The sequence below is a fragment of the Methanobrevibacter filiformis genome (assembly GCF_001639265.1).
GTDB lineage: Archaea > Methanobacteriota > Methanobacteria > Methanobacteriales > Methanobacteriaceae > Methanacia > Methanacia filiformis.
In genome coordinates this window covers 1-5,865 of record NZ_LWMT01000052.1, presented here as the reverse complement: position 1 = coordinate 5,865, position 5,865 = coordinate 1, and the positions used below count along the sequence as shown (strand labels likewise).

General features: G+C 33.7%; 1 protein-coding gene. It reads left to right on the top strand.

Annotated features, from left to right (window positions below; translation table 11 throughout):
* The coding region (locus MBFIL_RS02020) for a DUF11 domain-containing protein (protein ID WP_157078618.1) at positions 1-5,865 on the top strand (5,865 nt) is incomplete at both ends.

Sequence of the window (5,865 nt, the reverse complement as noted above, 5' to 3'; positions counted from 1 at the left end):
GGTGCTGGTGAAACGGTTGCTTTGAGTATTACTGTTGTTATTATTGGTAATGGTACAGTTACTAACATTGCGAGTGTGTCTGTGGATCAGAATAACACTAATGAGGATAATGGGTCTGATAATGAAACTATTAATGTGAGTAATAATGTTAATGTGAGTGTTGTTAAGGTTTCTAATACTACTGGATCAGCGAATATTGGTGATGTTATTACTTATACTATTACTGTGTCTAATAATGGTTCTGGTAATGCTACTGGTGTATATGTGACTGATGTGTTGAACAATACTGTTTTGAGTTTTGTAAGTAGTAATGGTTCTTATGATAATGTTACTGGTGTTTGGACTATTGGGTCTCTCGGTGCTGGTGAAACGGTTGCTTTGAGTATTACTGTTGTTATTATTGGTAATGGTACAGTTATTAATACTGCGAGTGTGACTGTGGATCAGAATAACACTAACACTAATAATGGGTCTGATAATGAAACTATTAATGTGACTAATAATGTTAATGTGAGTGTTGTTAAGGTTTCTAACACTACTGGATCAGCGAATATTGGTGATACTATTACTTACACTATTACTGTGACTAACAATGGTTCTGGTAATGCTACAGGTGTGTTTGTGACTGATTTGTTGAATACTAGTGTTTTGAGTTTTGTAGGTAGTAATGGTTCTTATGATGATGTTACTGGTGTTTGGTCTATTGGGTCTCTTGGTGCTGGTGAAACGGTTGCTTTGAGTATTACTGTTGTTATTATTGGTAATGGTACAGTTATTAACATTGCAAGTGTGTCTGTGGATCAGAATAACACTAACACTAATAATGGATCAGATAATGAAACTATTAATGTGAGTAATAATGTTAATGTGAGTGTTGTTAAGGTTTCTAATACTACTGGGTCAGCGAATATTGGTGATATTATTACTTATACTATTACTGTGTCTAATAATGGTTCTGGTAATGCTACTGGTGTATATGTGACTGATGTGTTGAACACTACTGTTTTGAGTTTTGTAAGTAGTAATGGTTCTTATGATAATGTTACTGGTGTTTGGTCTATTGGTGATTTAGGTGCTGGTGAGAATGTTGCTTTGAGTATTATTGTTGTTGTTATTGGTAATGGTACAGTTATTAATACTGCAAGTGTGTCTGTGGATCAGAATAACACTAACACTAATAATGGATCAGATAATGAAACTATTATTGTGAGTAATAATGTTAATGTGAGTGTTGTTAAGGTTTCTAATACTACTGGGTCAGCGAATATTGGTGATATTATTACTTATACTATTACTGTGTCTAATAATGGTTCTGGTAATGCTACTGGTGTGTTTGTGACTGATGTGTTGAACACTACTGTTTTGAGTTTTGTAAGTAGTAATGGTTCTTATGATAATAATAATGGTGTTTGGACTATTGGTGATTTAGGTGCTGGTGAAACGGTTGCTTTGAGTATTACTGTTGTTGTTATTGGTAATGGTACGGTTATTAATACTGCGAGTGTGTCTGTGGATCAGAATAACACTAACACCAATAATGGATCAGATAATGAAACTATTAATGTAAATAATAATGTTAATGTGAGTGTTGTTAAGGTTTCTAACACTACTGGATCAGCGAATATTGGTGATATTATTACTTACACTATTACTGTGACTAATAACGGTTCTGGTAATGCTACTGGTGTATATGTGACTGATGTGTTGAACACTACTGTTTTGAGTTTTGTAAGTAGTAATGGTTCTTATGATAATGTTACTGGTGTTTGGTCTATTGGTGATTTAGGTGCTGGTGAGAGTGTTGCTTTGAGTATTACTGTTGTTGTTATTGGTAATGGTACGGTTATTAATACTGCGAGTGTGTCTGTGGATCAGAATAACACTAACACTAATAATGGGTCTGATAATGAAACTATTAATGTGTCTAATAATGTTAATGTGAGTGTTGTTAAGGTTTCTAACACTACGGGAGTGGCGAATATTGGTGATATTATTACTTATACTATTACTGTGTCTAATAATGGTTTTGGTAATGCTACTGGTGTATATGTGACTGATTTGTTGAATACTAGTGTTTTGAGTTTTGTAGGTAGTAATGGTTCTTATGATAATAATACTGGTGTTTGGACTATTGGGTCTCTTGGTGCTGGTGAGAGTGTTGCTTTGAGTATTACTGTTGTTATTATTGGTAATGGTACAGTTATTAACATTGCGAGTGTGTCTGTGGATCAGAATAATACTAATGTGGATAATGGGTCTGATAATGAAACTATTATTGTGAGTAATAATGTTAATGTGAGTGTTGTTAAGGTTTCTAATGCTACTGGAGCTGCGAATATTGGTGATGTTATTACTTATACTATTATTGTGTTTAATAATGGTTCTGGTAATGCTACTGGTGTGTTTGTGACTGATTTGTTGAATGCTAGTGTTTTGAGTTTTGTAGGTAGTAATGGTTCTTATGATAATAATACTGGTATTTGGACTATTGGGTCTCTTGGTGCTGGTGAAACGGTTGCTTTGAGTATTACTGTTGTTATTATTGGTAATGGTACAGTTATTAATACTGCGAGTGTGTCTGTGGATCAGAATAATACTAATGTGGATAATGGGTCTGATAATGAAACTATTATTGTGAGTAATAATGTTAATGTGAGTGTTGTTAAGGTTTCTAACACTACTGGATCAGCGAATATTGGTGATTTTATTACTTATACTATTACTGTGATTAATAATGGTTCTGGTAATGCTACTGGTGTATATGTGACTGATATGTTGAATACTACTGTTTTGAGTTTTGTAGGTAGTAATGGTTCTTATGATAATAATACTGGTATTTGGACTATTGGGTCTCTTGGTGCTGGTGAGAGTGTTGCTTTGAGTATTACTGTTGTTATTATTGGTAATGGTACAGTTATTAATACTGCGAGTGTGTCTGTGGATCAGAATAACACTAACGTGGATAATGGTTCTGATAATGAAACTACTAATGTGAGTAATAATGTTAATGTGAGTGTTGTTAAGGTTTCTAATACTACTGGTTCAGCGAATATTGGTGATATTATTACTTATACTATTACTGTGTCTAATAATGGTTTTGGTAATGCTACTGGTGTATATGTGACTGATGTGTTGAATACTAGTGTTTTGAGTTTTGTAGGTAGTAATGGTTCTTATGATAATAATACTGGTGTTTGGTCTATTGGTGATTTAGGTGCTGGTGAGAGTGTTGCTTTGAGTATTACTGTTGTTATTATTGGTAATGGTACAGTTATTAATACTGCGAGTGTGTCTGTGGATCAGAATAATACTAATGTGGATAATGGGTCTGATAATGAAACTATTATTGTGAGTAATAATGTTAATGTGAGTGTTGTTAAGGTTTCTAATACTACTGGATCAGCGAATATTGGTGATACTGTTACTTATACTATTACTGTGTCTAATAATGGTTCTGGTAATGCTACTGGTGTGTTTGTGACTGATGTGTTGAACAATACTGTTTTGAGTTTTGTAAGTAGTAATGGTTCTTATGATAATAATACTGGTGTTTGGACTATTGGTGATTTAGGTGCTGGTGAGAGTGTTGCTTTGAGTATTACTGTTGTTATTATTGGTAATGGTACGGTTACTAATACTGCGAGTGTGTCTGTGGATCAGAATAACACTAACACTAATAATGGGTCTGATAATGAAACTATTGATGTGAGTAATAATGTTAATGTGAGTGTTGTTAAGGTTTCTAATACTACTGGGGCTGCGAATATTGGTGATACTGTTACTTATACTATTACTGTGTCTAATAATGGTTCTGGTAATGCTACTGGTGTGTTTGTGACTGATTTGTTGAACAATACTGTTTTGAGTTTTGTAGGTAGTAATGGTTCTTATGATAATAATACTGGTGTTTGGACTATTGGGTCTCTTGGTGCTGGTGAGAGTGTTGCTTTGAGTATTACTGTTGTTATTATTGGTAATGGTACAGTTATTAATACTGCGAGTGTGACTGTGGATCAGAATAACACTAATAAGGATAATGGGTCTGATAATGAAACTATTAATGTTAGTAATAATGTTAATGTGAGTGTTGTTAAGGTTTCTAATACTACTGGATCTGCGAATATTGGTGATTTTATTACTTATACTATTACTGTGTCTAATAATGGTTCTGGTAATGCTACTGGTGTGTATGTGACTGATGTGTTGAATGCTACTGTTTTGAGTTTTGTAGGTAGTAATGGTTCTTATGATAATGTTACTGGTGTTTGGTCTATTGGTGATTTGGGTGCTGGTGAGAGTGTTGCTTTGAGTATTACTGTTGTTATTATTGGTAATGGTACAGTTATTAATACTGCGAGTGTGTCTGTGGATCAGAATAATACTAACGTGGATAATGGGTCTGATAATGAAACTATTAATGTGAGTAATAATGTTAATGTGAGTGTTGTTAAGGTTTCTAATACTACTGGTACTGCGAATATTGGTGATTTTATTACTTATACTATTACTGTGTCTAATAATGGTTCTGGTAATGCTACTGGTGTGTATGTGACTGATGTGTTGAATGCTACTGTTTTGAGTTTTGTAGGTAGTAATGGTTCTTATGATAATGTTACTGGTGTTTGGTCTATTGGTGATTTGGGTGCTGGTGAGAGTGTTGCTTTGAGTATTACTGTTGTTATTATTGGTAATGGTACAGTTATTAATACTGCGAGTGTGTCTGTGGATCAGAATAACACTAATGTGGATAATGGGTCTGATAATGAAACTATTAATGTGAGTAATAATGTTAATGTGAGTGTTGTTAAGGTTTCTAATACTACTGGGTCAGCGAATATTGGTGATTTTATTACTTATACTATTACTGTGTCTAATAATGGTTTTGGTAATGCTACTGGTGTGTATGTGACTGATGTGTTGAATGCTAGTGTTTTGAGTTTTGTAGGTAGTAATGGTTCTTATGATGATGTTACTGGTGTTTGGTCTATTGGGTCTCTCGGTGCTGGTGAAACGGTTGCTTTGAGTATTACTGTTGTTATTATTGGTAATGGTACAGTTATTAATACTGCGAGTGTGACTGTGGATCAGAATAACACTAACACTAATAATGGATCAGATAATGAAACTATTAATGTGTCTAATAATGTTAATGTGAGTGTTGTTAAGGTTTCTAATACTACTGGTACTGCGAATATTGGTGATATTATTATTTACACTATTACTGTGACTAACAATGGTTCTGGTAATGCTACTGGTGTGTATGTGACTGATGTGTTGAATACTAGTGTTTTGAGTTTTGTAGGTAGTAATGGTTCTTATGATAATGTTACTGGTGTTTGGTCTATTGGTGATTTAGGTGCTGGTGAAACGGTTGCTTTGAATATTACTGTTGTTATTATTGGTAATGGTACAGTTATTAATACTGCGAGTGTGACTGTTGATCAGAATAATACTAACGTGGATAATGGGTCTGATAATGAAACTATTAATGTGAGTAATAATGTTAATGTGGGTGTTGTTAAGGTTTCTAATACTACTGGTACTGCGAATATTGGTGATATTATTATTTATACTATTACTGTGGCTAATAACGGTTCTGGTAATGCTACTGGTGTATATGTGACTGATGTGTTGAATGCTACTGTTTTGAGTTTTGTAGGTAGTAATGGTTCTTATGATAATGTTACTGGTGTTTGGTCTATTGGTGATTTAGGTGCTGGTGAGAGTGTTGCTTTGAGTATTACTGTTGTTATTATTGGTAATGGTACAGTTATTAATACTGCGAGTGTGACTGTGGATCAGAATAACACTAATGAGGATAATGGGTCTGATAATGAAACTATTAATGTAAATAATAATGTTAAT